This is a genomic window from Calothrix sp. NIES-2100 (genome assembly GCF_963875285.1).
In the GTDB taxonomy this organism is placed as follows: Bacteria; Cyanobacteriota; Cyanobacteriia; order Cyanobacteriales; family Nostocaceae; genus Aulosira.
Genome location: NZ_CAWNLA010000001.1, coordinates 7,533,543 through 7,557,392, shown reverse-complemented (window position 1 = coordinate 7,557,392; position 23,850 = coordinate 7,533,543). Strand labels below are relative to the sequence as shown.

Here is a 23,850-nt window from a genome sequence, read left to right as displayed (position 1 = left end):
TCTAAAAAAATAGCCATCTTTACTGGACTCAGGATCAAAAACGTAATAAAATCCAGCACGATTAACTCTTACTGTCGTATTCATCAAGTATCGCAAATAGGGGGCGTAGGACGCGTGGGTCTTTTCAGGAACTTTCGCTCATCGTGGGATATGGGTATCGACCTCGGTACTGCTAATACCCTCGTTTATGTATCTGGTAAAGGTATTGTACTCCAAGAACCTTCAGTGGTTGCTATCGATCAAAACGAAAAGATTGCAATCGCTGTCGGTGAAGAAGCCAAAAAAATGCTCGGTCGCACACCAGGAAATGTGATTGCTCTGCGTCCCTTGCGTGATGGGGTAATCGCTGACTTTGACACGGCCGAGCTGATGTTAAAAAGCTTTATTCAACGTGTTAATGAAGGTAGATCTCTAATTTTACCCCGAATTGTCATTGGTATTCCCAGCGGTGTGACAGGGGTAGAAAGACGGGCTGTGATGGATGCAGCTACTCAAGCTGGAGCTAGAGAAGTTTATTTAATTGATGAACCAGTAGCGGCGGCGATTGGTGCAGGGCTACCAGTGGCTGAACCTACTGGCAACATGATCATTGATATTGGTGGTGGGACAACAGAAGTGGCTGTACTCAGTCTCCAAGGGACTGTGTTGAGCGAGTCAGTCAGGATTGCGGGTGATGAACTTACTGAAGCTATCCTGCAATACATGAAGAAAGTTCATAACTTAGTGATTGGGGAACGTACTGCGGAGGATATTAAGATTCGCATTGGCTCTGCGTATCCGACTAACGATGATAATGATTCCATGATGGAAGTCCGGGGCTTACATTTGCTTTCTGGTTTGCCACGCACTGTGACAATTAAAGGCCCAGAAATTCGTGAAAGTATGCTCGAACCGCTATCAGTCATTATTGAAGCGGTGAAGCGGACACTAGAACGCACACCTCCCGAACTAGCAGCGGACATTATTGATCGCGGGATCATGTTGGCTGGTGGTGGTGCTTTGCTCAAAGGAATAGATACTCTTATCAGCCATGAGACAGGTATCGTCACACACATTGCTGCCGATCCTTTATGTTGTGTGGTCTTAGGAACAGGACGTGTTTTGGAAAACTTCAAGCAACTGGAACGGGTATTCAGCGGTCGTTCCCGTAACATGTAGCAGAAATATCAGATATTGGATTCTCAACACGTAGAATTCTCTATCTGATATTGGGTTTTTTATAAATAGAACCCAAAATTCTGCAAACTATATAAAGCTATAAAAATCAGGTATGGATAGATGGTTTTATTACGTCGTGGGTGGGATCGCAAAACCTTACAACTGGGATTAATCGCTTTGGCATTAGGTAGTGCTTGGATAGTACGAGAAACCCAAGGTGCCCTACTGCTAGAAATGTACCAAGGAATAACTCGGCCATTAGAAATGTTGCAAACCGGGCCAACTCCGGAAGAAAAACTTCGGGATGCGCGGGTATTAGAGTTGCAAGCGCGGATCGCAGAACTGGAAAGTCAAAATCAAAAGTTACAAAACTTAGTGGGCTATGTAGAAAAACAGCCAATTTCATCACCTCCCATTCCGGCACGGGTAGTAGGACGCAGTGCCGATCATTGGTGGCAAGAAGTTTTCCTGAATCGGGGTGGTAATTCGGGAATTAAAGAAGGCTTCATAGTCAAGTCAGAAGGCGGGTTAGTCGGTTTAGTAGAGAGTGTCACGCCTAATACTAGCCGTGTGTTACTCATCAGTGACATGAAGAGTCAAGTGGGTGTAACAATTAGTCGCACATCAGCCAAAGGCGTTTTGCGCGGAGATTCTTCAGCTGATGCTGTGTTGGAATTTTATGAGAAAGTACCCAATGTGAAGGTAGGAGATTTTGTCTCCACATCAACTTATAGTCAAAAGTTTCCTTCTGGTTTAGTGGTAGGCAGAATTAAATCCCTAGATTTAAAGAAACTTCCTGCATCCGTTGCCAAAGTGGAACTTTTCCCCGCGATTCGCTCATTAGATTGGGTGGGTGTCTACCCAAAACCAGAAAACCCCATCCCAGAGGTAAAAAATCCCCAGCCGACAAATCCACAACTGCCAAAGTCTAATTAAATTCCCCATAATTCTTGCAACGCCATGAAGATGCCTACATTTACTGGTCGCCGTCCAAACAAGTCAAAACAGCCAAAGCGGAAATCCAAAATCCAAATCCCGTCCATTGCCCGTTGGAATCCGCGCACACGTCAGATTGTCGATGGGACGGTGACAGTAGGGTCTGTGTTGTTATGTTTGCTGATGTTACCATCCCGCTTACCAGGGATGGAATTGTTGGGGATTGGGCCGAACTGGTTGTTAATTTGGGTGGTGGCTTGGAGTGTTAAACGCACAGTTTGGTCTGGGTTATTAGCTGGTATAGTTCTGGGGTTACTTCAGGATGGAATGACATCGCCTAACCCTACTCATGCTTTATCGCTGGGGATAGTGGGAATGTTGACTAGTCTGATTCAGAAGCAGCGTTTTATTGAGGAAGACTTTATTTCCATTGCCTTAATTGTCTTTGCAATGGCGTTTGTCGCAGAAACGATTTTTGGCTTGGAATTGAGCTTGATGGGCGATCGCAAAACCGAATACATTTGGACATATTATCAGCGCGTCGCCTTAGCTTCTGCTATTCTCAGCAGTCTTTGGGCGCCAGTAGTTTACTATCCCCTGAATCGTTGGTGGCAAGAAATGAAATTGTTCGAGCAATCTTAAGTTTGCTTCGCCAACTAGTTTTCAGATACAGCCGGAATTAGGGAAAACACCACTTTGCAATTAAATACACTAAGGTAGGGGCACAACAATGTTGTGCCCTTTTGATTTTTCAGCAACATTCAGGCTTTGAGGTACAACGTTCTCGTTTTAAACTAGAACATTCTCGTTTTGAGGTGCAACATTCTCGTTTTGAACTAGAACATTCTCGTTTTGAAGTGCAACATTCGTGCTTTTAGCTTCAACTTTCGCCTTCTGAACTAGAACATTCTCGTTTTGAACTAAACCATTCTTGTTTTGAACTGCAACGTTCGAGCTTTTAGCTTCAAAGTTCGCCTTCTGAACTCAAATGATGCACCTTTGAAGGCTTCTAATGAAGAAAATATCCAAATCGTAGGGGCACGGCACCGATAAAATGTCTGTTTTAGCGAAAGTTTTTGGATGCCGTATTCCTACAGACGTGATAATTGATTGTTTGGTATTGCTTTATATTCGGAACCCCACCCCTAACCCCTCCCCGCAAGCGAGGAGGGGGATAAGAGATAAAATGTTTTGATACATGGGTGGAAAATATTATTGTGGCATTAGGCGATTGGGTTGAACCATGCCTAATTTTTGCGTTTAAATTGCCATGTGCGATCGCCTTTAATTACAAATTCAGTAAATAAGCAACAATATTTACTGTCATTGCGAGCGAAGCGTTCGCGTAGCGTCTCGCAGAGAAGCAATCCCAGCCCCGACCATTTTTCACCGATTCTTCCATTTAGTCTGTCGGTTTCTAGGTCGTCAAGTCTGACAATAACTCGATCAATCTCAGGAAAGCGCAAATTTAATTCCATAATCAGGGGAATTGCGGCTTGAGTGTAGGGATGATTCGATTGTAAATAAGCTACCGCCGCGTTTGCTGGATTTCCGGAGTGGGGGGAAGGGGGAAGGGGGAAGGGGACAAGGGGGACAAGGGAGATATGGCGAGTGTGGGAAGTTTTTTCCCCATGCCCAATGCCCAATGCCCCATGCCCCATGCCCAAACTGCTGTAAGTTAAGATCACCAAAAGTAAAACCTAAATATTACTGTTAAAAAATCGCGCACAAGTCCAGCTAGCGTGGAAAATATTGAGAGTGTTGCCCAAAATTATGGATAAATCCCCTGTGGTCGCTCAAGCAGATGCATCTCTACCTATCGACACTCCGGAAAATATGCTTCCAGTGGATTCGACAGAGAAACGGGTAGGGAGTGATTTTGATTCCCAAATGATGCGGCGGTGTTTGGAACTCGCCCGTCAGGCTTTGGGACGCACTTCACCAAATCCGTTAGTGGGTGCAGTGGTTGTCAAGGATGGGGAAATTGTCGGGGAAGGGTTTCATCCCCGTGCTGGTGAACCTCATGCGGAAGTTTTTGCGCTCAGAGCAGCAGGCGATCACGCTCGTGGTGCTACTGTTTATGTCAGCCTGGAACCTTGCAACCATTACGGGCGGACTCCGCCTTGTTCAGAAGGTTTGATCAATGCGGGAGTGGCAAAAGTGGTGGTGGGTATGGTAGACCCGAATCCACTCGTAGCGGGCGGTGGTATTGCTCGTTTACGTGCTGCTGGTATAGAAGTGTTAGTCGGGGTAGAAGAAGCAGCCTGTCAGCAACTCAACGAAGCTTTTGTCCATCGCATTCTCTACAAACGCCCTTTAGGTATTTTGAAGTATGCCATGACTTTAGATGGCAAAATTGCTACAAATTCCGGTCATAGTGCTTGGGTAACAAATCCAGCAGCCCGTAGTGAAGTACATCAACTACGGGCTGCTTGTGATGCAGTAATTGTTGGCGGAAATACTGTGCGACAGGACAATCCTTACTTAACCAGCCATCAGGTAGGGTCCCATAATCCTTTGCGAGTAGTGATGAGTCGTCATCTCAACTTGCCAGAAAATGCTCACCTGTGGCAAACAGCTGAGGCTCCTACTTTAGTATTGACTCAAGTGAATGCTAACCCTAATGTTCAAGAAATGTTACGGCAACAAGGGGTGGAAGTGGTGGAGTTCACGTCACTGACACCAGATAATGTCATGGCGCACTTATATGAAAGGGGTTTTTGTAGCGTATTGTGGGAATGTGGTGGAACTTTAGCTGCGAGTGCGATCGCTCAAAAAGCAGTGCAAAAAATTCTGGCTTTTATTGCTCCAAAAATTATTGGTGGTAGTAATGCTCCCACGCCCGTAGGCGATTTGGGCTTTACCACTATGACTGAAGCTTTAACCCTCGAAAATGTTCGTTGGCGTGTGGTAGGTTCTGATTGCTTGGTAGAAGGTTATCTTCCCCGAGATAGTTAATCTTCAATAGGCCAGAGCGATCGCTCTTAACACTGTCGTTCATAAGCCAAATCTCGAATCAGAGATAGCCGAGATTGAATGTAATCACACAGAAAATCAGTTTCTTTCGGTTCTAGCAATGCTTGGGTGTTGGTTTGTTTGACTAACCATTGCACCAAGGTAGCATCGTCTAGCTGCAATAAGGTCTTGGTGTGGGCGGTTTCCACCACAGACCAAAGCTGACGCATAATCTTAGGAGTCATCAGACCTCAATTTAAATATGTAGCTTAGCTGTTTTCAGATTACACAATTCTGGCAACAGATTGCGGCATGAATGTACAACCTGAGATAACTATTATCAATAGCTTAATATAGCGATTTATAACTTTATGGAGATTAAGAATTATCAATCTCCATTGGTAGATGTTTCTGATAGTTTAACTTGCTTTTTCAAGTATATATACTTAATTTTATCCTAAATCTTACTGCTTTGGGTGGAAGAAAAAATAATATTATTCTGTATACTCAGAACTTCCTCATGCAAAGGCTCGCCGCAGACATTACAAAACACATTGCTACTGTTTTATTTTCATTCCTGGGTGATGAGATATTAGTTTCTGCCAAAAATAAAATAAGAAGAATTATTACTAGGATTCATTTACTTGGGCGAAATGGTTTCTATACCCTTGGGAGGAAGAAAAACATGAAGATTTAGTTTCTTTGATGAGAAGTATAACAAATTACTTGATAATTTTGCAATATTTCGTTATCAGTTATCAATAACTGTGGTAAGGGTTTATTGCTCAACCCCTACCACTGATAAAATCTGTGTTCCCTAAGTTAAGATTTTTACTCATCTTGAGTCAAAAACAAAAATTACTGCTTAGGCATAGCCAATCGTAGACATCGCCTAGTAGTAAATACTTATTCACAATATAGGAATCCGCTTTGATTCCTGAAATCATTCGCGTAGGAAGGGAACTCTTAACAGGTAAGAAGGAATAAAAGTGTACTGAGTTTTTTTCAGAAATCAAATATGAATCCTATAATTAGTGTAATTTTTTGCCTCTAAAGTTGCTGTTGGTAATACATCTCGATTGCTCCCACAGCTTTCAATAATGGTGAATCTAAATTGTCAATCCAATCAGCCACTTCACGCGCCAAGCCTAGTGTGACATTTCCGCCGGATGGTTCAAGGCGATCGCTGATAGTATTAGCTTTGATCTGCTGTAATTGCTCAATCAAGGTATTTAATCGTTCTGAGGGTGAATCACCAGCATCAAGCATTCCTTTACCTACTTCTAGCGCTCTATCTATCAGTTGGAGAAATTCTTGTTTTTTTGCTTCCATTTTTTTGATGTTAGAGATATTAGTAAATAACGTTGCGATCGCAGGTTCAGAGAAATCAGGTTTTTAAATGGTAGCAAATATCGAACCAATACTCATGACATATTTTGCAAAAACCCGATAACTCTGATTTTTCTGTTCTACGTTTTGCCAACTCCCTAGAAAATAGGCAACTGGAAGTGATTAATTTACCACCTTTCTTAAGGACACTTAAACTCTTTGATTTTCAATGGAGTTCCTTCAGACCATTTTAAGTTTGGATCTCTGGAATCTTGAATAAAAATTTGCTGTCCGCCACCTGGATAACATGTTGACGGTTCTTGAGGAGCAACCACCCCTTGATAAACCTTTGTTCCCGCAGGTACAGTGACGGTTAACACCATCGTCGCTTGGTTTCCCCATTCTTGTTTTAAAGCTAATTCTCTGATTGCTTCAACATTTTTTTTATAAAGATTGGTGGTCAGATATCTGCCAAATTTATTACTATCACTACTGAAGTATCGGTAGTAAGTTTTAGCTTCTTGGAGTTGAATTTCCTGACACTCAGACTTTAAGAATGTTACCGCAATGTCTGCGGGTAAAGGACAAGCAGAAGTAGAAGTAGAAGTAGGTGCTTGTGCTTGTAAGCTAGGTTGATTTGAGACTTTATTTTGGGCAAAACTACTGCTAACAAGACCGCCTAGAGAGAGCGAGCATAAAGCAAAGCTAGTTACAAAAGTCTTAAATTTCGCCATAATTGGTGCATCAGTAAAAGATATTTGACGCTGTCAAGTATACACTTATACTCTCAAAATTTTAATTTTTATAGAAAAATTTTATCTGAAACAAAAAGAAGTTTTTCACTCACCTGTAGGGGAGTGATGAATTTTTGGATGATGATGAGTTACCTCAGAATCCCCCGAATTCAATTCGGGGGCGTATGTCAATCTTGATACTCTACCCAGCTTAATGGTGTTTCCGAAACTCGGACTTTTAGTTGCACATCTGGTGGTAATCGCTTCTTAGTTTGATCATAAATATACTTGGCAATCATCTCAGCAGTTGTTTCATATTCCGGCGGTAAGACTTCGTTGAGAACGCAGTGATCGAGTCCTCCTTTGGTAGCATCTTGCTTCGCCCACCTCAAGGTTCTAAAGTCAGCCACCATGACTGGGTGTGGACAATATTCTGAAGAGTGAAGTTTTGATGATGTTGCTTCAACTCTAACTTTATAGTTATGTCCGTGCATCCGACCGCAAGGGCCATCATAATCTTTGATGTAGTGAGCGCTATTAAAGGTGAATTCTGTTACTAATTTCCATTTGGGCATTTTTTCATCACCTCGTAGTCTATTGCCATATCCAAGTATTGCTTAATTTTTGTTGGCGTGACTATGAGATGGGTTGCTAGACAAATGAAAGGGAAAGCGCGATCGCTATGCAGGGCTAGGGTAAAATAAAGTGCGATCGCGCTAATACTTATACTTAAGCAAAAACAGGCTGGTGCTGCTATGTAGAAATTATGGGCAACAAAATTAATTTACTATACCTTTGCAGATGCGGCTGTGCGCTTACGCTTCGCCCACCAACCAAAACCTAAAGCTAGTGCTGAACCACCAATTGTCAGAGGTTCAGGAACAGATTTCTCAATCCCAACTGTAAATCCATGCCAGTATTCCGGATCGGGAGTAGTCCAACTAATTGATGATACGTTTCCTAAGAATTGAATAACTCCATGTCCTTCTCGACCTTCCAATACGTTTCCTGCTAACTGAGTCAACGGACCATTACCCCAGTATCCAGAACCGACACTCAGGATCTTGAACGGAGTATTAAAATTATACTTTACTGGGACTGAATATTGCCCCATACTAACAATCGCCATGACAGGATTTAACACTGACTGAGAAAACTTAATCGTATTTAGCGTATTATTGCCGCCGGTCAGTGTGATAATATCACTTGCTGGAGGAGCATTCGGTACAGTTGCGCTGATATAGGGTGTAGGCGGATTCCAGTAATTAATTCCTCCCGCAGTTTGTGCAAATGAGATTTCACCGTTGTAGGTTACTGAAATTGGAGACTGACTTGGAGGGGTGATAGTACCTTGTGCCGATCCTGGATTACCTGGGGTAGCTGAAGTCCAATCTGTCCAAGCGACAGTTGCAGCTGAAGCGGGTTTAGCAGTAATAGCAGCAACAGATAAGGCAACACTAGTGCTAGCAAGGGCAAGCTTTGTAGCTAATTTCATGTAATTATCCTCAAAAAAAGTACACAAATTGAACTTTTGCGATCGCCACACTCCACATTTCACAACTGACAGCGATCGCCAGAGAATTCACCCATATTCCGTAATGACTATTTTCAAGTAATGAATTATATTACTCTATGCTAGTGCATTCACTGTCAGCATTTGTTATCCCTATTCGTTAGTTCATTGCTATTTTTCTAGGCAATAGTTTACCAACTTCAGCTTTCAGAATAGACAAATTAAACAATCTATTCGATTGTGCAAATGCTTTTTTTATTCTCTGTGTAAAGTAATATTGCGGTAGATGGTTGTGTAATAAAATACTATATTAATTTAGGAAGAATTTATTGTATACACAACTTACACATAGATTCTTCATCAAAAAAACATATTCCATCCTTTGCCATCTGATGATGAAAATCTGGCTAAATAGGCAGAGTAAAATTTTTTGTGGTTAATAGTAATTTTACTAATATAAATTTTTGATAAAGTTTAATCCTGAAAATAGGAACTAAGGACTAATCGTCAAACATTAAACCCTGTGGGTTCGCCTTTAGGCGTTCTCGTACTCCTTCGGGTTTTTTGACGAAGTACGAGAAAACTTGGCGAACAGATCTACAGTACTTGTTGAATTCACCAACTGAAGTTCTGACTACGATGGCTGGAAACTAGGGAAATGGTAAGCAGGCGTTTGTTGATAATTACTCAATCTCTCCAGTAGGTATTTCGCAGCACACCTTGCCAATCAGTTTGTCGGTAACGTATTCCATAATTACAGGTTGTTGGGTATAGCGGACTGATTGCTGTTTAATAAGCGATCGCCTTTGCAAAGACAAAAGCGTTTCTAGTAATTCTCGCTCAGAGATTTGCGGGATAACATACTGTTGCAATTCTTTGAGTGTTACCCAATCTTGCTTGACTGCTAGAGAGTACATTACTTGCTTTTCGTTAAGCGACAGGCGCTGAAATTGTTGCTCTAATATTTCCCAGATTTCACCGAAAACCACCGCTCCTTGCTGTAAAAATTCGGAAATATTGCCATCAAACAGATACTGAATAGTCGTGGCTACAATTTTCAAAGCTAAAGGATTACCTGCATAGCGCTCAATTAACTGATTAGATTCCTCTTTTGCATTTACTAGTCCTTTATTTGCCAGAATTTGCTGTGATTCTTCAAAAGACAACCCAGTTAGTTGTAGTGATCGCACTGGTAAAGTCTCACCTTCCCTGGCTGTAAATCCGCCTGGTGTCTCCCGAGTAGTAAATACTAGGCAACTTTGATGCACCTCATCTCCCACTCTTCGCAGAAGTTGACCATATCCTTCATATCCAGCGCAATAGTGTCCTGAAGTTTCCCCACTCTGCAAAACTGATTCAATATTATCCAATAAAATCAGGCAGCGTTGAGAGCGCAAATACTTGATCAGACACGAGATTTGTCCGTCTAGAGTTTCTGGTAAGTTCACTTCTGTTTGCTGGGAGACGAATAAAATTAACTCCCGCATCAAGTCAAAAATTGCTGGGCTATTGCGGAGACTACGCCAAATTAGCAAATCAAATTTGCTTTGTAACTGTTCTGCAACCTTGACAGACAAAGCTGTCTTACCAATCCCACCTATCCCTAACAGCATTAGCAAACGACACTTTTCATGGACAATCCATCTTTGGAGCACAGTTTGTTCTCTGTTCCGTCCATAGAACATAGAAACATCAATTGCTTCTCCCCAGTCTTGCTGTTGTTGGATGTTAAGGGTTGGCAAAGCTGAGGTAGTAATAGATACTTGTGATTTTACTTGCGTAAGACTGGAATAATGTCGGCGCAAAACTGTTTTGACGTTACTTTTTGCGATATTTTCTCCCAGTGCTTTTGAGAGTGTCTGCCATAACCGGAAGCCTACGTCTCGGATATAATCATCATCATAACCTGACCTTTCGGCAATCTCTGCATAAGTGTATCCATTCCAGCACAATTTTAGCACTAACTCCTGGATATTACTTAAATGCTTTTTTTGCAACGCTCTATCTAAAACCAGCATTGCTTGCTCAAAACTTAATTCTATGACTGTCACATAAAATGTTCCTAGTTGATAGCGGCATCAATCTATCAAAGATTTCTCCAAACTTTATGCAGCTAAGCCAAAAATTTACATTTCTTGGGAATTGGGCATTGGGCATTGGGCATTTCTTATTTATCTTCCTTGTCCTCCCGTTCGCGCAGCGTCTCCCCTTGGGAGAAGTTCTGATCTAAGGATGCCTTAGCTCAGACTTCTCTCCTTGTCCTCCTTGTCCCCCGTGCCCCCCTGCTCCCCTGCTCCCCTGCTCCCCTACTCCCTCATCCAATTAAAAATCCCCCCAGTGGCTTTGACACGACCAAAACATCTCTGGGGGGATACTTTTTTTCAAAAAAAATATCTCCAAAATTCCACACCAATCAACCCCTTGCTCAATGCAGGTAATATGCTATAATTATCTGCGTTGATTATTGGTTACTATGAATGACCTCAGCGAGGGCATTAGTAGTAATCGTGTTGTCGTTGTGGTTCTGGTTGCGTCATCGCAAAATTCGATGCATCGTACAGATAGCGGCTGGCTTCCTCTTCTAGACGATGAATCAGATAAGGCTCAATAACGTTCCCATGTCTCAGCGCGGCTAAATATCCATCCAAATACATCCGCATATCGTCCATACGATAACCGCGATTCCATAACTCGACGAAGGCGTCGGTAATTCTTTGGTAATAGCGGATGGTTTGTGTGTCTTGGAGCATAACTGCTGAATAAATCTCTTTGGAATGAGAATTGTAAATGATTCACGGGAAAATGTGAAGTGGCACTTTCCCCTTTTTATAGAGTCAAAATCAATATCTCTACTTTGGGCATTACCCTCCAGCAGCTACAACGTATTTTGATCCTATTCCAGAAAGTACAAAATAATTTTATTCGGTAAGCTAATTTTATATTTTGTTTTTTCAACATCTCAGTTGTTATGGGGGATGTGAAAACTAACTTTTGGCAGATGTAATCCGCTGTCAGCATAAAGCTAGGATATACCTTTGGGAAGTAGGAGATTGATTGGCGATCGCTTGTTGGTACGTTACCCCCTTCAAGGAGCTAGGATGTTTAAGTACAACTAATTTCAATAAGTCTAACAAAAATTTAAGAATATTACTAATCGGCTAGGGTCAAAGCATAAGTTAAACTTCTAGCTATTATTGCGATCGCTAAATGTCAAGCCAATAATTATTGGAGTAACAAAGACTACAAAACCTTGGGCATGGGCTTGTTAATTTGAAAGTCATCAACGCTAAGGGGTCTTGCCACCGTGGGTTCGGTTTGTATTGAAATCATTGAGGGGAATCCCCATCTGAGGTCGTTGCTCGGTTGGCACTTGCAACAGTTGGAATACCGCGTACACCAAGCCGCCAGCATTTATCAAGCAAGGGAAGTATTTTTAAGCCAGCAACCAACACTAGTAATTCTTGATGCTGATTTGCCTGATGGTGATGGCATTGAGTTTTGCCGTTGGTTGCATCGTCAGCAACAGCCTTTAATTTTAATGCTATCTGCGCGTACTAATGAAGCCGACATTGTCGTCGGTTTGAGAGCGGGTGCAGATGACTACTTGAGCAAACCTTTTGGGATGCAAGAGTTTTTAGCAAGAGTGGAAGCACTAATTCGTCGCAACCGGACACCTGTAGCACCGGCTTATCTGGATTATGGTGCCCTGCAAATTGATTTAGTGCAACGCCGGGTGAGATTTCAAGGGGAGTTTATCGATTTAACGCCCCAAGAATTCAGTTTATTATACGTTTTAGCCCAAGCGGGAGGAGTACCTCTATCTCGGTCAGAATTGCTTCGCAGAGCTTGGCCTGACGCTATTGACAATCCCCGCACTATTGATACACATGTTTTATCGCTGCGGAAAAAAGTTGAACTAGATCCTCGGCAACCCAGTTTAATTCAAACTATCCGGAATGTGGGATATCGGTTTAACATGGAAATTTTAAATTCCAATCCTCCCCAGTCACCAACAAAATTAGCTAAAGAGAGATTTAGCAATCAACGCTCAACTCTGAGTACTCAAAGGGTGTAGGGGAGATGAGGGATCAAAAGGGACAAGGAGGACAAGGGGGACAAAGAGGACAAAGGAGACAAATGACAATTGACCAATGACCAATGACAATTGTCCTAAATCCACTCCTCGGAGGCTTGAGCTTCTGCTTGTATTAAGCTGGCTCGTACATTAGACCAGTTTATCTGGGCTGCTGTTTGATCTGCCAACAACCGACCTTGCTGTAGGTGCAACAGTCTTGTGCAAAATATCTGTGCTAGTTCTAGCTGGTTATTTACCATCAAAATCGTGGTTTGATGGGTGGGAGCCAGCTGAGTTAAAATTTCCATGAGATGGGTAGCTGTACCTACATCCAAGGCAGAGGTTGGCTCGTCTAATAATAAGATTTTTGGTTGGATGACTAAGGCTCGTGCGATGGCTACTAGTTGTCGCTGTCCCAGAGAAAGTTGCACTTCAGTGCGTCCTAACCAATCACTGGGAATATGCATTTGTTCCATCCAATAACTAACTCGCTGCTGAATTGTCTGTTTGGATAAACCACGCAAAACCAGTGGATAAGCTAAAGCTTCCTGAACTGTCATCCCCAAAAGCTTCGGCTCTTGCAATCCCAGTGTGACTACCTGGCGTAACTGGACTATGGGAATTTGGCGATATTCCTGATGTTCCAAAAATATTTTGCCACTACTAGGTTCAATCAGGCGGTTGATCAGCTTGCATAATGCTGTTTTCCCCGCACCCGATGAACCGACAATGGCAATGCGATCGCCTGAGAATACCTCAAATGCAATATCTTGCAATATGGGGTATCCTTGGTGATTTGCTGATAGTTGGGTTTTGAGCTTTGAAAATAGATTAACTTGCTCTAGCCGGAGTGTGGCTTTTGGGTTGACAGTATCCAAGTTCAACTTCCTGGGGGAATGGGGAATGGGGAATGGTTGTGAAAGTACCTATCCAATAGTCAAAGCTGTGGAAATAGTCCAAGCATCTACCAACAGCAACAATAAAGTGAACCCCAGCAATATAAAATACATCCAAGGCTGTGCTAAAGGACGCACATCTGTGGTATCAATACCTGTTTTTGCCTGTACTTGCCTTACTAGTTGAGCAAATCCAACTACACGCATCGGCAATAAATAAGCTTTTCCTGACTGACTCAGGAAATAATATACTATACCTCCTTGACCAGTGGTGCGAGGTTTTAACTCTTTGACTTCAGTCCAGTCTAAAGACCAACCTTTACGAAAAAATCGCGGTACCCATACAGGATAGGTGACTTGAATTCCTTGCTCATCCAAGGTAACTCGTTCGGTCAACACTGCATACAAAGCAATAAAACCGATACCAATTCCTATCCACAATAATGCTGGTGGTACAGGTGCAGCTGTTACTTGCGCCAAAAAAGGTAATGGGACTGTGAGTGCTAAATATAAACTCAACAGCGTTATGCGAATTAACGGTGAGAGGCGAAAAACAGAGGTTGAGGTATTAACTAAGTTTGCTGTCACGGCTCAATTACGATGAATTGCTTTAACTTCATCCTAACTATTGATTCATGCATTGATTATCAGGGCCGATTAAATTCTTAGTCAGGACTTTAGTCAATGGATTTTGAAGCACGCTTTTTGCTGACTACGAACTTTCAATGGGTGTATTACTCTAGCCAAGATTACCGCAGAAAATAGCTGATGATGGTAATCAATTAAGGTAAATATTTTTGCACTACACTCCAACCTGTGAGTGATACCCAAACAAAACCTATAAACAAAATAATATTTATACTTACATGTAAATTTCTCATCCAAGGTCTTTCAGGACTTATTTGGTTAGCACTGAAAGCCGAGAGCAAAACTAATACTACTACAACTAATCCAGCAATCAAGTGTGATGATTGTCCCAAGGAACCAAAATGCCCCAATGTGCCAATAATACCAATTGCCAGTAGTAGCAGCACTAAACTGACCATGCTGATACCGATAGTGTAGTGGAGCGATCGCATTCCCCCAAGTCCTCTATGAAACATAGGCAAACTAGGAGGATGTTGCAAAGTTCTCGCTTTAAACATCCAAAAGCCAGTGGTCGCTAACATCAGATATGCCAGTAAGGATAACCCCATCGACCAAGCTGCTATTTTCCACAACCAAAGAAAAGAAGGCAAATTCATACATTGATTGTAGAGTACAAAGCGTATTAGAGGGGATGAGGGGGATGAGGGGGATGAGGGGGAGCAAATAACAACTGACAACTGACTATTGACTATTGACCATTGACCATTGACTAACCAACAAAAAAGGCTGCTGACTTCAGCAACCCCTAAAATTGAGAAAAATTTTTTTTAATCAACGGAAGCTAAACCAGCTACTGTTAAAGGTTTTGTTGTATCTTCTGTTTTTGTATTAATTGGCTGCACCATTGGTGTTTTAGTGATACAGTCTATTGCTGCTTGTGAGCTGCTACCCATCTCATAAGTACCATGCTCATTGATTGCAAGGCGAACACAGGGAATTGTGTCCGATAAAATTGCACTTGCCATCATCCCCGTATGAATCTCCATTTGAGCTTCTTTAGGGGCTTCAAACACGAGACGTTGTCCAGGAAAAACAACCCTTTCAAAATACCAATTAGGAATATTGGAGATGCGGGCAACCTGGATTTTGCTCGTGGCATTTACGTAGCAGCAGAGAATGTTCCCCGATTGCTCAGGTGGTAGAGGATCTAGTATTTGAGCCATAACTGCTGAGGAGCTTTACGCCACAATTTTACATTACATCAGCAAAACTAACACTTGCTGATCCCCACAAGCTGTAACTCCGACTACCAACTGCACATTTCTGCATTATTTCTATCTAAAGATATGTATAAGATATGAAAATTTTGTAAATATCTATGCTTTTTATATAATTATACACTATAAAGGAAGTTTTGTATATTCATTCCTTGATAAACAAGTTGTTATATAACTTCTTTAATCTAAAGAAATTAGGGGTAGTCCTGACACAAGGGATTAAACTAAATCAAAAACAGCTGATAACTGACAGGCGAAGCGATTAAAGAAATGAGTTTTGTTGGGTGATCTATCTCCAGAGTTAGAGATGGGGATCGTCGCTTCTGGGACAAAGTCAATGTTATGGTAAAGCTATAAGCAAAAAATCTTCATAAACTTAGCTGCTGGATACCATACCTAGTGGTATGCAAAGCAATTTTAGGTATTTCCACGTTGTATACGCGGAGATGCACTTTGATTGAGACGCAGCGCAAATGTTAAGCGCGATCGCAATCAAAGAAAACAGCCACAATTAATACATACAGTAAAACGCTGGATGTTTTTTCACTTTACTTAACCCAGAAGCACGGCAAGATGGCAGTTAAAGCAAGCACAATGGAAAATCGAATTCTTTACGTTCGCCTTCCCTGTAACCCCATCTTTCCTATCGGGGTTGTCTACCTAAGCGATCATGTCCACAAACAATTTCCCAGTATCGAACAGCGCATCTTTGATCTGGGATGTGTACCACCTTTAGATTATGCTCAAGCTCTAGAGCGTTGTATCGATGAATTTAAACCCACACTACTGATATTTTCTTGGCGAGATATCCAAATATACGCTCCCGTTGGTGGTCGTGGTGGTAACCCTTTACAAAACGCTTTTGAATTTTACTATGGGAAAAATCCTCTAGTGAAATTACGCGGAGCTTTTGGCGGGTTGCGAATTTTCATTGCTTATTACGTAGAGTTATGGCGAAATCTGGGATTAATTAAACGCGGTTTAAAACGCGCCCAAAAGTATGCAAAAACTGCCCGTGCAATTGTCGGTGGTGGTGCAGTGAGCGTGTTTTACGAACAGTTGGGTAAAAGTTTACCACCAGGGACGATTATCTCTGTAGGTGAAGGGGAAACTCTGCTAGAAAAATTTTTAAGTGGTAGAGAGTTTCGCGATGAACGCTGCTATGTAGTCGGTGAAACTCAACCACGAAAACGGTTAATTCACGAACAACCCACGCCACTAGAAAAATCCGCCTGTAACTACAACTATATCGAAAGCATCTGGCCGGAATTTCACTATTATCTCCAAAGCCAAGACTTTTATATTGGTGTCCAAACCAAACGCGGATGTCCCCATAACTGCTGTTATTGTGTCTACACCGTAGTTGAAGGTAAACAGGTACGTATTAATCCAGCCGATGAAGTGGTGGCTGAGATGCGTCAATTGTACGATCGCGGTATTCGCAATTTCTGGTTTACCGATGCTCAATTTATCCCCGCTAGGAAATTTATCGACGATGCAGTAGAACTCTTACAAAAAATTGTCGATTCGGGGATGACAGACATCCATTGGGCAGCATACATCAGAGCCGACAACCTCACACCCGAGTTATGCGACTTGATGGCAAAAACTGGGATGAATTACTTTGAAATCGGGATTACCAGTGGTTCTCAAGAACTCGTGCGGAAAATGCGGATGGGATATAACCTCCGCACTGTCTTGCAAAACTGTCGCGATTTAAAAGCGGCTGGTTTCAATGACTTAGTTTCTGTCAACTACTCCTTTAACGTCATTGACGAACGTCCCGAAACCATCCGCCAAACCATCGCCTATCACCGCGAACTCGAACGGATTTTTGGCGCTGATAAAGTCGAACCTGCCATTTTCTTTATTGGATTACAACCCCATACCCATTTAGAAGAATATGCCTTTAAAGAAGGCATCCTCAAACCAGGGTATAATCCCATGAGCTTGATGCCGTGGACAGCCAAAAAACTTCTGTGGAATCCTGAACCTCTGGGTTCATTCTTCGGCGAAGTTTGCTTACAAGCTTGGCAACAAAACCCCAATGACTTTGGGCGTGAAGTCATGAAAATCTTAGAAGAGAGATTGGGGTGTGCTGATTTAGAAGCAGCACTATCTGCGCCAATGGACAAAAACAATAAACAGTTGGTAGGTGTTTAATCCTCCTTGATCCAATATTGACAATCTCCCGAATTGAATTCGGGAGATTTTTCGGTACACCAGTTTCTGGTTCTAAAATTTTGAGGATTTGCGATCGCGCGCTCAAAATAATTAAGAGGCAAATTTTCGCTATTTTCGGTGAATAAAGTTGTTATCCCCTTATTCTAGCCACTTTAACACTAGTTTCTGCTCTCTAGCATAATTCGTACCTCAAAAAGTACACTTAAAAGAGTTATAGATACAAATTTACAATTCTTGATCTTCTCCGCCTCTGCGGTGGATTTAAATAAACCCCATGTTAGAAGGCTCTCTACTCCAACAATTAGATAGTATTCATCGCCGTAGTACTAGACCAATCCGATTTGGGGTGTACTACAAAAATACCCTAGTTGCCCTGTGTCATGCCTTAGAAGACCATATCCTCAAAGATGATAGTCAACCCTTAGTGATCACTGCCTTCCAACGGGGTAAATGGTATCTCCAAGAAGCAGAAAGATACGCAGATATCGCCCAGCACAGCGCCCAGATTCTGATTATGGCAGCCTCCGATGCTGGCTTTGCCGAACATCCCACAAGCCAGCTACCTAACGTAGACTTAGTAGCCTTAGATCCAGCCGATGCTGTGGCTCAAGAGTGGCATCTAATCATTCTTTCACCAAAATACACAGCAATGGTAATTTGTCAAGAATTATCAGAAGCTGATTATGGCAGTGCTGGTATACCTGCATCCGACTTAGAGCGTAAATTCTATGGTTTATGGACATTTGAACCAGAGTTAGTCAGAGAGACAGCAGAATTAGCGATCGCCCACATTAAAGCATACAATTCAGAACTAGCAGACAAGCTGACCGCCCATAAAAATTCGATTCCGCCTAGCCTGGTGACACCAGAAGATTTGAGTACAGTTGTCTCCCTTGTGGTCGATTACCTCCAGACTGGGCAGGAAAATATACCCGTTCCTACAGCGTTGCGTCAACAGGTGCTAGACAGCAACTTGGTTTCTAACGAAATCCAAGCATTCTTACGCATGGCGCAATTAATAGATCAAGCAGATATCAATAACCCAATGGCAGCGGCGGAAGTCGTAGCCCTAGCAGAAACAATGGGGCAGCTGTTAAATCTCCCCGCATGGCAAATTAAAAGATTACGCTTAGCCGCTTTACTGCACCGCATAGATCCGCTACAAAAAGCAGAAACCGTTCTTGTAGCTGGTAGTTCTACACGTTACCACGAAGAAGATGCCAATCGTCCCTTAAGCTGTCCCTTAGTACCAGGCGCACAAGTACTGCGAACCATGCCTAGATTGCGAGCAGTTGCGCAAATTATTACTCATCAAACCGAATGGTGGAACGGTACAGGTGAACCAGCCGGTTTAGGGGGAGATGAAATTCCCCTAGAATCGAGAATTTTAGCCTTAGTCGCCGACTTTCAATGGCGAGTCAATCAGAAAAAATCATCCCCAATCAGTCGAGAGGAAATTTTTACTCAAGCTTTAGATGAGTGTAGACAACAATCAACCCGCTTTGACCCTAAACTGGTAGATACCCTAGCTTTGTTAGTCATGGGTTTGCAACAGGGACTCGACTTACCCTTAATAGAAACTAAAGTCAGTGCTGGCATGTGGCTAATTGATTCCCGATGGGATAGTCAAAACAAGACTAGTGAGGAGATTGGTAGTTACCCACAATGAATATTGAAGCTATTAAATTAGGAAATCTCAAACAACTCCCAGGGGCAGATTTAGAAGACGAGGAACTCTGCCAACTTGATTTAAGCCGCATCAATCTTGCAGGCGCAACCCTTGTAGGTACCAATTTCACTGGTTCCAAACTCGAAGGAGGACATTTAGAAGGCGCGAATTTGATGGGAGCAAATCTCCAAGCTACCGACTTGCGGGCGAACCTCATGGGCGCAAATTTGATGCAAGCAGATTTAACTGGTGCTGACTTGCGTGGTAGCAATTTGCGCGGCGCTAATTTCATGGGGGCGACACTCACTGATGTGTCCTTGGCGGGTGCTTTCTTGAGTGGTGCTAATTTAATGAACGTCAACTTACAAGGCGTTGATTTACGCAGTGCTGACTTACGCGGTGCTAACCTAACAGGCGCAAATCTCAAAGGTGCAGACTTAACCCGTACTGATTTGCAAGGGGCGTTGTTGAGTCAAGCAAATCTCGAAGAAGCCGACTTGCGCGGGGCGAACTTAGCCGGAGCAAATTTTACTGGTGCTAATTTATTATGTGCTGAGTTAGAAGGTGCAAATTTAAACGGCGTGAATTTAGATAGGGCTTGTGTGGTGGGAACAGTTGTGGAGAAAGTTTAATGACAAATCTTTTCAGGTAAATAGACTAGGTTTACCTGAAAACTACACGGTCTAAATACAAGGAGCTACATTCGCAAGAAATCGGAGTTTTTGCCTTCTTCATAACCACACCCGCTGAATAGAATAGGCATCAAAAGCCGGATCACGACTAATTAAAATCAGTCGATAATTCATCGCCTGTGCTACCAGAATCCGATCAAACGGATCTCGATGATGCAAAGGTAAATAACGGAATTGAACAGTATCGGTAAATGTAATAGGGAGAATTGTAATACCCGCAGCAATCAGTTGCGGTTCAATCTCTTCAAAAAGACCTTGTAGGGGTAGTTTTCCAATGTTGAGTTTAATCGCCATCTCCCACAGACTGACAATGCTGAAGAAAACAGTTTCAGCAGATTCTATCTTTTCTTTAGTTGAAACTGGCAGGTTTGCATCATTAGAGACAAACCATATCAAAGCATGAGTATCCAAGAGTAATCTATTCATTCCATATATTCTTTCATATCCTCAAGTGGCTCATCAAAGTCATCAGGTAGTGGCAAAACAAACATTTCTTTCATCGTTCCCGCAACACGATATTTTTTTGTTGGCTTTTCTTGGGTAGAGTTTTTAGTGTGCTTATCTATCAAAAACTCAATGTAATGAAGCACTTCTGTCTGAAGAGATTCAGGCAGTTCTTCTAATTTTTGTAAAATCACTGGTTCTATCATTGTTTGTTCTCCTTGGCAATCTTTACTTAAAACATCAAAGCTACACTTGTTTTAATATCAAACAAATTTTGTGCAAATTGAATAAGTTGCCTGCGCCTCTGTTTATACTTTAATTCTTAACTTTCCTACCCCGCATCCACAAAGCTAATATACTCATAAAGAATACACCCATTACACCTTGCAAAGGATTATTATTCACCCCCGTAATCCAATCAGGAACCTGACCAGAATATTTCATTAATCCCCCAATATTAATAATGTAATAGCCCCACACTAAACCACCATGCAAACCAATTGGTAAGCCAAGCCTGCCTCTACGCCAGCGTTTACCCCACACCTGCGTTAACCCCAATAGTACTAAAGCAGGGAATTGTGGCAGTGTGTGAATAATTGCTTCTAATGGCTTAATAAAGTGCAATCCGGCAAATAAAATCGCATCTGTCCACAAAGAAATTCTTGGACTGTAATTACGTTGTAATTCATTCAACAACCAACCTCGGAATAATAATTCCTCAGCAAAACCTACTCCTAAACCAACAAGAAAACCTTCTAAAACCACCTTTAATAAGAAAACATGAGGTTGTTGCCAGACTAACCAACCAAAAGCACCTTGCAAGCCAAATAATACTAATACGCTAATGATGCCAATAGCCAAGCCACGTAGCAAATCTACACCGTTGTGCCGAGAAATTTCTAAGCCATAATGGCGCAGTATGTGAGATTGTTGATAAACATATTTACCCCATAACCTCAGGAGAAAAATAAACTCTACATATAGCAACACCATTGTTAATATACTTACTAAGTTAGAATCATGTACTAGTAAGTAAATTGGTGTAGCAAAAGGTAACCATAGCAATAACAAAGCCAAAATAAAACAACCCAGCCTTATAGGGGCAGGGCGTTGAGCTAGATGGATAAAGTTAATTTTCATTTAAAATCAGTCAACAGTTACAAGTCAATATTCTAAATTGAGACTCGTAATTGATGACGCATCATTATTCATCAGGTTCAATAGTGCTACTCAAACCATGACTTTTCAAAGTTTCACAGTAGAACTCAGCATGTTCCTGAGCGCAAGTAATCACTAAAGCTAGCCCGTTAGTATGGGCTTCCATCATAATGCTAACAGCCTGGGGCTGGTTGACGTTCGGTACTGTGGTCATTAGTACCTGTACCACGTACTCCATCGAGTTGTAGTCGTCGTTATGGAGCAAAACGCGATACTGAGGCGCGAGCTTGCGGGTTGTGGAACGCTTCTCAATGGTTTCGACTGACACGGTTCTTTGCTCTTTGTTTTTTGATTTACTACAACAGAGAATCTGTCTAGCGATCGCTTAACAGTTATTCACTATTTTATAGCATTTATATCCAGATGCCGCACTAATCAAGGCTTTCTTTATTATACACTGCTGATAAACCCGGAAATTTCTGTAAAAATTGAGAAAATCTGCCAACTTTTTCAAACCCAAGCTGTGTGATTATGGACATGAGCCTCAACTTTCAACCAGGACAAATTGTGTCTTTAAAGCATGGCGACATGAATCTTTATGCAGAAGTCATTCAAGTCGTGGTTTCCCGTCAGTTATGCTGGGTACGTCCTTTAGTGCTAGTCGATTTCATCTCAGAACCGCCGCAGGTAACTGACCTGCGAGATGCTTCTGATTTACTATGGCCTGTAAATTTGTTTCAACCCGCCCTAGATACTGAAGTCATTACGATATTGAGTCAAGTTTTGGCAAAAGAACCTAAAACCGAACCTGACTCAGCTGCTAAGCAGAAACTCCATCAGTTTATTCACTTAGTTTGGCAGGAATATCAAGAGGGATTAGGGGCTAGGGATGAGGGGGATGAGGGAGACAAGGGAGAAATAACTAATAACAAATTGTAAATGCCCCATGCCCCATGCCCAATGCCCAATCCTCATGCATCATACCGAATCCCCGCATCCTTGAGGCGTTGAATTGCTTCGTGCATTCGCTCATCAGGTACAGTCAGGGCTATCCGGAAAAAGCCTTCTCCAGCCGCACCATAACCGTTGCCTGGAGGCACAAGAATGCCACATTTGTCAAGTAGCAGGGTGACAAATTCTGTAGAAGTATATCCAGGGGGAACCCGAACCCAGACGTAAAGAGTAGCTTGTGGTGGCTGAATTGGCCAGCCTAGTGATTGCAGTCCTTTGACGATAATATCCCGGCGATTTTGGTACACAGCAATTACAGATTGGAGTTCTGCTTCATTGGTAGAATAGGCAGCGATCGCACTTGCTTGAATTGCCTTAAACACCCCAGAATCGACGTTACTTTTAACCTGTGTCAAGCCTTTAATCCCGGTGGCATTCCCTACTACAAAACCAATTCGCCAGCCGGTCATGTTGTACGACTTTGACAGACTGTGAAACTCGATCGCTACATCTTTAGCGCCTGGAATCTGGAGTACACTCGGCGGTTTATAGCCGTCGTATGCCATTTCTGAGTAAGCATTGTCATGACACAGCAAAATATCGTATTGCTTGCAGAAAGCTACCAATTCCGCAAAAAATTCTAGTGTTGCTAGTGCCCCTGTGGGATTATTCGGGTAATTAATCCACAACAGTTTTGCTTGACGCGCAACCTCTTCGGGAATCCCCGTCAAATCAGGTAAAAATTGATTTTCTGCCTTCAAAGGCATAGTAAATGGCTCACCACCAGCAAATAATGTAGCAGTTCGATATACAGGGTAGCCAGGATCGGGTATGAGGGTATAGTCTCCTGGTTCCACAAAGGCTAAGAAAGTGTTGTGAATCGCTTCTTTAGAACCGATAGAAGAAACAACCTCTGTATTTGGATTCAAAAGAGCTACTCCAAACCGCCGTTCCATCCACTTAGCTGCCGCTTCCCGGAATTCTTGAGTACCTTGATAAGGTGGATAGTTGTGTGTGGAGGGATTATCTATCGCCTCATGCATTACTTGGAGTATATGGGTCGGAGTTGGCCTGTCTGGATCGCCCACCGCTAAATTGATGATATCTACTCCCTTAGCTATGAGTTCATTTCCCTTGCGATTAATCTCAGCGAACAGGTAGGGAGGAATGTTTTCTAGGCGTTTAGCGAACTGCATGGCGACTTGTTACTAATGCAAATGTTGATGCTCATTAGCACAGTTTACGCCAGACCAGGGATCTAAATATTCAACTCACTGAAAAATACCGACGA

General features: G+C 42.3%; 26 protein-coding genes. 9 read left to right on the top strand and 17 right to left on the bottom strand.

Annotated elements, in window-relative coordinates:
- Nucleotides 1–150 precede the first annotated feature (150 nt).
- From AACU32_RS30815 to mreD, 3 genes are all read left to right on the top strand, one after another.
- Entirely contained in the window at nucleotides 151–1,158 is a 1,008-nt protein-coding gene (locus AACU32_RS30815) for a rod shape-determining protein (protein ID WP_096605420.1), read from the top strand.
- Nucleotides 1,159–1,278: 120 nt separating this feature from the next.
- On the top strand, nucleotides 1,279–2,094 hold the full coding sequence (gene mreC / locus AACU32_RS30810) for a rod shape-determining protein MreC (protein WP_096605418.1): 816 nt from the start codon (nucleotides 1,279–1,281) through the stop codon (nucleotides 2,092–2,094).
- 24 nt (nucleotides 2,095–2,118) lie between these two features.
- On the top strand, nucleotides 2,119–2,736 hold the full coding sequence (gene mreD / locus AACU32_RS30805; protein ID WP_096605416.1) for a rod shape-determining protein MreD: 618 nt from the start codon (nucleotides 2,119–2,121) through the stop codon (nucleotides 2,734–2,736).
- Between the two features lie 605 nt (nucleotides 2,737–3,341).
- Here the strand turns inward: mreD and AACU32_RS30800 are convergent.
- Complete coding sequence (locus AACU32_RS30800) at nucleotides 3,342–3,785, bottom strand: hypothetical protein (protein ID WP_339378396.1); 444 nt, start codon at nucleotides 3,783–3,785, stop codon at nucleotides 3,342–3,344.
- 82 nt (nucleotides 3,786–3,867) lie between these two features.
- Here AACU32_RS30800 and ribD point away from each other — a divergent pair, with 82 nt between their 5' ends.
- A complete protein-coding gene (gene ribD, locus AACU32_RS30795) occupies nucleotides 3,868–5,052 on the top strand; it encodes a bifunctional diaminohydroxyphosphoribosylaminopyrimidine deaminase/5-amino-6-(5-phosphoribosylamino)uracil reductase RibD (protein ID WP_096605411.1) in 1,185 nt (394 codons plus the stop codon).
- Between the two features lie 26 nt (nucleotides 5,053–5,078).
- On the opposite strand, the gene AACU32_RS30790 is transcribed toward ribD, so the two are convergent.
- From AACU32_RS30790 to AACU32_RS30760, 7 genes are all read right to left on the bottom strand, one after another.
- The gene (locus AACU32_RS30790; RefSeq protein WP_096605409.1) at nucleotides 5,079–5,294 is read right to left on the bottom strand and encodes a hypothetical protein; all 216 of its coding nucleotides are present in this window, start codon (nucleotides 5,292–5,294) and stop codon (nucleotides 5,079–5,081) included.
- An 805-nt stretch (nucleotides 5,295–6,099) separates the two neighbouring features.
- Complete coding sequence (locus AACU32_RS30785; protein ID WP_096605407.1) at nucleotides 6,100–6,381, bottom strand: hypothetical protein; 282 nt, start codon at nucleotides 6,379–6,381, stop codon at nucleotides 6,100–6,102.
- Between the two features lie 197 nt (nucleotides 6,382–6,578).
- Nucleotides 6,579–7,112 carry a hypothetical protein gene (locus AACU32_RS30780; RefSeq protein ID WP_096605405.1) on the bottom strand — a complete coding sequence of 178 codons (534 nt, stop codon included), beginning with the start codon at nucleotides 7,110–7,112 and terminating at the stop codon, nucleotides 6,579–6,581.
- Between the two features lie 188 nt (nucleotides 7,113–7,300).
- Nucleotides 7,301–7,687 carry a 6-pyruvoyl trahydropterin synthase family protein gene (locus AACU32_RS30775; protein WP_096605403.1) on the bottom strand — a complete coding sequence of 129 codons (387 nt, stop codon included), beginning with the start codon at nucleotides 7,685–7,687 and terminating at the stop codon, nucleotides 7,301–7,303.
- A 212-nt stretch (nucleotides 7,688–7,899) separates the two neighbouring features.
- Nucleotides 7,900–8,607 (bottom strand): PEP-CTERM sorting domain-containing protein, encoded by a 708-nt coding sequence (locus tag AACU32_RS30770; protein ID WP_096605401.1) that lies wholly within the window; start codon nucleotides 8,605–8,607, stop codon nucleotides 7,900–7,902.
- Between the two features lie 701 nt (nucleotides 8,608–9,308).
- Nucleotides 9,309–10,676, bottom strand: coding sequence for an NB-ARC domain-containing protein (locus tag AACU32_RS30765; protein WP_096605399.1), 1,368 nt, complete (start codon nucleotides 10,674–10,676; stop codon nucleotides 9,309–9,311).
- A gap of 444 nt (nucleotides 10,677–11,120) precedes the next feature.
- Nucleotides 11,121–11,375, bottom strand: coding sequence for a DUF6761 family protein (locus tag AACU32_RS30760; RefSeq protein ID WP_096605397.1), 255 nt, complete (start codon nucleotides 11,373–11,375; stop codon nucleotides 11,121–11,123).
- A gap of 554 nt (nucleotides 11,376–11,929) precedes the next feature.
- On the opposite strand from AACU32_RS30760, the gene AACU32_RS30755 reads away from it, so the two are divergent.
- Entirely contained in the window at nucleotides 11,930–12,700 is a 771-nt protein-coding gene (locus AACU32_RS30755) for a response regulator transcription factor (protein WP_096605395.1), read from the top strand.
- Nucleotides 12,701–12,795: 95 nt separating this feature from the next.
- Here AACU32_RS30755 and AACU32_RS30750 read toward each other — a convergent pair whose 3' ends face one another.
- The 4 genes from AACU32_RS30750 to AACU32_RS30735 all read right to left on the bottom strand — a co-directional run bounded on the left by AACU32_RS30750 (nucleotide 12,796) and on the right by AACU32_RS30735 (nucleotide 15,407).
- Nucleotides 12,796–13,578, bottom strand: coding sequence for an ABC transporter ATP-binding protein (locus AACU32_RS30750; protein ID WP_096608248.1), 783 nt, complete (start codon nucleotides 13,576–13,578; stop codon nucleotides 12,796–12,798).
- A gap of 48 nt (nucleotides 13,579–13,626) precedes the next feature.
- Nucleotides 13,627–14,184 carry a hypothetical protein gene (locus tag AACU32_RS30745; protein WP_096605393.1) on the bottom strand — a complete coding sequence of 186 codons (558 nt, stop codon included), beginning with the start codon at nucleotides 14,182–14,184 and terminating at the stop codon, nucleotides 13,627–13,629.
- 194 nt (nucleotides 14,185–14,378) lie between these two features.
- Nucleotides 14,379–14,840, bottom strand: coding sequence for a DUF4079 family protein (locus AACU32_RS30740; RefSeq protein ID WP_096605391.1), 462 nt, complete (start codon nucleotides 14,838–14,840; stop codon nucleotides 14,379–14,381).
- 171 nt (nucleotides 14,841–15,011) lie between these two features.
- On the bottom strand, nucleotides 15,012–15,407 hold the full coding sequence (locus AACU32_RS30735; protein ID WP_096605389.1) for a DUF1830 domain-containing protein: 396 nt from the start codon (nucleotides 15,405–15,407) through the stop codon (nucleotides 15,012–15,014).
- 627 nt (nucleotides 15,408–16,034) lie between these two features.
- On the opposite strand from AACU32_RS30735, the gene AACU32_RS30730 reads away from it, so the two are divergent.
- The 3 genes from AACU32_RS30730 to AACU32_RS30720 all read left to right on the top strand — a co-directional run bounded on the left by AACU32_RS30730 (nucleotide 16,035) and on the right by AACU32_RS30720 (nucleotide 19,946).
- Nucleotides 16,035–17,624 carry a photosystem II high light acclimation radical SAM protein gene (locus tag AACU32_RS30730; RefSeq protein WP_096605387.1) on the top strand — a complete coding sequence of 530 codons (1,590 nt, stop codon included), beginning with the start codon at nucleotides 16,035–16,037 and terminating at the stop codon, nucleotides 17,622–17,624.
- A gap of 295 nt (nucleotides 17,625–17,919) precedes the next feature.
- Entirely contained in the window at nucleotides 17,920–19,314 is a 1,395-nt protein-coding gene (locus AACU32_RS30725) for a DICT sensory domain-containing protein (RefSeq protein WP_096605385.1), read from the top strand.
- Nucleotides 19,311–19,946: a pentapeptide repeat-containing protein gene (locus tag AACU32_RS30720; RefSeq protein ID WP_096605383.1), complete on the top strand. Its 636-nt coding sequence runs from the start codon at nucleotides 19,311–19,313 to the stop codon at nucleotides 19,944–19,946. Before AACU32_RS30725 ends, AACU32_RS30720 begins: the two co-directional genes overlap by 4 nt.
- 99 nt (nucleotides 19,947–20,045) lie before the next feature.
- On the opposite strand, the gene AACU32_RS30715 is transcribed toward AACU32_RS30720, so the two are convergent.
- The 4 genes from AACU32_RS30715 to clpS all read right to left on the bottom strand — a co-directional run bounded on the left by AACU32_RS30715 (nucleotide 20,046) and on the right by clpS (nucleotide 21,936).
- Nucleotides 20,046–20,432, bottom strand: coding sequence for a type II toxin-antitoxin system VapC family toxin (locus tag AACU32_RS30715; protein WP_096605381.1), 387 nt, complete (start codon nucleotides 20,430–20,432; stop codon nucleotides 20,046–20,048).
- Nucleotides 20,429–20,656, bottom strand: coding sequence for a type II toxin-antitoxin system VapB family antitoxin (gene vapB, locus AACU32_RS30710; RefSeq protein ID WP_096605379.1), 228 nt, complete (start codon nucleotides 20,654–20,656; stop codon nucleotides 20,429–20,431). Before vapB ends, AACU32_RS30715 begins: the two co-directional genes overlap by 4 nt.
- A 109-nt stretch (nucleotides 20,657–20,765) precedes the next feature.
- Nucleotides 20,766–21,590, bottom strand: a complete 825-nt coding sequence (locus tag AACU32_RS30705) for a CPBP family intramembrane glutamic endopeptidase (RefSeq protein ID WP_096605377.1) — start codon at nucleotides 21,588–21,590, stop codon at nucleotides 20,766–20,768.
- Nucleotides 21,591–21,654: 64 nt separating this feature from the next.
- The gene (clpS, locus tag AACU32_RS30700) at nucleotides 21,655–21,936 is read right to left on the bottom strand and encodes an ATP-dependent Clp protease adapter ClpS (protein WP_339378395.1); all 282 of its coding nucleotides are present in this window, start codon (nucleotides 21,934–21,936) and stop codon (nucleotides 21,655–21,657) included.
- Nucleotides 21,937–22,139: 203 nt separating this feature from the next.
- On the opposite strand from clpS, the gene AACU32_RS30695 reads away from it, so the two are divergent.
- Complete coding sequence (locus tag AACU32_RS30695; RefSeq protein ID WP_339378394.1) at nucleotides 22,140–22,547, top strand: hypothetical protein; 408 nt, start codon at nucleotides 22,140–22,142, stop codon at nucleotides 22,545–22,547.
- Between the two features lie 32 nt (nucleotides 22,548–22,579).
- On the opposite strand, the gene AACU32_RS30690 is transcribed toward AACU32_RS30695, so the two are convergent.
- The gene (locus AACU32_RS30690; protein WP_096605371.1) at nucleotides 22,580–23,755 is read right to left on the bottom strand and encodes a pyridoxal phosphate-dependent aminotransferase; all 1,176 of its coding nucleotides are present in this window, start codon (nucleotides 23,753–23,755) and stop codon (nucleotides 22,580–22,582) included.
- Nucleotides 23,756–23,850 lie beyond the last annotated feature (95 nt).

What these genes read in the sequence shown, in the direction of transcription:
- AACU32_RS30815 (WP_096605420.1), top strand. Translation starts at nt 151, where the DNA reads ATGGGTATCGACCTCGGTACTGCTAATACCCTCGTTTATGTATCTGGT.
- mreC (WP_096605418.1), top strand. Translation starts at nt 1,279, where the DNA reads ATGGTTTTATTACGTCGTGGGTGGGATCGCAAAACCTTACAACTGGGA.
- mreD (WP_096605416.1), top strand. Translation starts at nt 2,119, where the DNA reads ATGAAGATGCCTACATTTACTGGTCGCCGTCCAAACAAGTCAAAACAG.
- ribD (WP_096605411.1), top strand. Translation starts at nt 3,868, where the DNA reads ATGGATAAATCCCCTGTGGTCGCTCAAGCAGATGCATCTCTACCTATC.
- AACU32_RS30790 (WP_096605409.1), bottom strand. Translation starts at nt 5,294, where the DNA reads ATGACTCCTAAGATTATGCGTCAGCTTTGGTCTGTGGTGGAAACCGCC.
- AACU32_RS30785 (WP_096605407.1), bottom strand. Translation starts at nt 6,381, where the DNA reads ATGGAAGCAAAAAAACAAGAATTTCTCCAACTGATAGATAGAGCGCTA.
- AACU32_RS30780 (WP_096605405.1), bottom strand. Translation starts at nt 7,112, where the DNA reads ATGGCGAAATTTAAGACTTTTGTAACTAGCTTTGCTTTATGCTCGCTC.
- AACU32_RS30775 (WP_096605403.1), bottom strand. Translation starts at nt 7,687, where the DNA reads ATGCCCAAATGGAAATTAGTAACAGAATTCACCTTTAATAGCGCTCAC.
- AACU32_RS30770 (WP_096605401.1), bottom strand. Translation starts at nt 8,607, where the DNA reads ATGAAATTAGCTACAAAGCTTGCCCTTGCTAGCACTAGTGTTGCCTTA.
- AACU32_RS30760 (WP_096605397.1), bottom strand. Translation starts at nt 11,375, where the DNA reads ATGCTCCAAGACACACAAACCATCCGCTATTACCAAAGAATTACCGAC.
- AACU32_RS30740 (WP_096605391.1), bottom strand. Translation starts at nt 14,840, where the DNA reads ATGAATTTGCCTTCTTTTCTTTGGTTGTGGAAAATAGCAGCTTGGTCG.
- AACU32_RS30735 (WP_096605389.1), bottom strand. Translation starts at nt 15,407, where the DNA reads ATGGCTCAAATACTAGATCCTCTACCACCTGAGCAATCGGGGAACATT.
- AACU32_RS30730 (WP_096605387.1), top strand. Translation starts at nt 16,035, where the DNA reads ATGGCAGTTAAAGCAAGCACAATGGAAAATCGAATTCTTTACGTTCGC.
- AACU32_RS30725 (WP_096605385.1), top strand. Translation starts at nt 17,920, where the DNA reads ATGTTAGAAGGCTCTCTACTCCAACAATTAGATAGTATTCATCGCCGT.
- AACU32_RS30720 (WP_096605383.1), top strand. Translation starts at nt 19,311, where the DNA reads ATGAATATTGAAGCTATTAAATTAGGAAATCTCAAACAACTCCCAGGG.
- AACU32_RS30715 (WP_096605381.1), bottom strand. Translation starts at nt 20,432, where the DNA reads ATGAATAGATTACTCTTGGATACTCATGCTTTGATATGGTTTGTCTCT.
- vapB (WP_096605379.1), bottom strand. Translation starts at nt 20,656, where the DNA reads ATGATAGAACCAGTGATTTTACAAAAATTAGAAGAACTGCCTGAATCT.
- AACU32_RS30705 (WP_096605377.1), bottom strand. Translation starts at nt 21,590, where the DNA reads ATGAAAATTAACTTTATCCATCTAGCTCAACGCCCTGCCCCTATAAGG.
- AACU32_RS30695 (WP_339378394.1), top strand. Translation starts at nt 22,140, where the DNA reads ATGGACATGAGCCTCAACTTTCAACCAGGACAAATTGTGTCTTTAAAG.
- AACU32_RS30690 (WP_096605371.1), bottom strand. Translation starts at nt 23,755, where the DNA reads ATGCAGTTCGCTAAACGCCTAGAAAACATTCCTCCCTACCTGTTCGCT.